This window comes from Pseudoalteromonas sp. S1727 (assembly GCF_005886375.1).
Taxonomy (GTDB): domain Bacteria; phylum Pseudomonadota; class Gammaproteobacteria; order Enterobacterales; family Alteromonadaceae; genus Pseudoalteromonas; species Pseudoalteromonas haloplanktis.
In genome coordinates this window covers 1-687 of record NZ_PNDT01000234.1, presented here as the reverse complement: position 1 = coordinate 687, position 687 = coordinate 1, and the positions used below count along the sequence as shown (strand labels likewise).

The following is a 687-nucleotide window of genomic DNA, read 5'->3' as shown; positions in this document are numbered from 1 at the left end:
ATTCATAATCAATACACATCTCCGCCCGTAGGAGAGCGCTTTAGCGCCGAATAGCTTTAACATAGAGCTCTGTTCCATAACATTATTCACGGCTAAAGCCATTTCCTACAAGTAACTTTAACTTCTGCTATCTTTAATATTTATATTTTAAGGATAGAAATATGTACGCTCATGCACAAGCGTTAAGAAAAGGACGCACTTCAGTTGTTAATCATTTTTATTCTGTCACAGTGATAACCTACCAACGCCATAAATACTTCCTAGACTTTGATAACGCAAGAAAAGTTATAGCCGCATTGAAAAATTCAGATGAGCTAGGGTTTACACAAACAATTAGCTTTATAGTCATGCCTGATCATTTTCACTGGTTGTTTCAATTAAAAAATAAAGAAAATTTATCTGAAGTTCTTAGACGAGTAAAAGGATGTAGCTCTTTCAATATAAAAAACAAACACACACCTCAAGTTTGGCAGCAAGGCTTTTACGATTCATTAATTCGTAATGAAGATCATTTAATTGCACAAGCGAGATATATTGTAGCAAACCCCTTGCGTGCGAGTTTGGTTAAATATATTGGCGATTATCCTTTCTGGGATTGCATATACCTCAAATAACCGAATCAACGAGGCTGTACTACACGGACCGGAATTTTTTCATTCATGGCTAAAGCCATTTCCTACGCGGACA

1 protein-coding gene is annotated in these 687 nt (G+C 36.2%); it reads left to right on the top strand.

Annotation, left to right across the window (positions count from 1 at the left end):
• The first annotated feature begins 161 nt into the window (after positions 1-161).
• A complete protein-coding gene (locus CWB85_RS21800; protein ID WP_138556009.1) occupies positions 162-614 on the top strand; it encodes an REP-associated tyrosine transposase in 453 nt (150 codons plus the stop codon).
• Positions 615-687 lie beyond the last annotated feature (73 nt).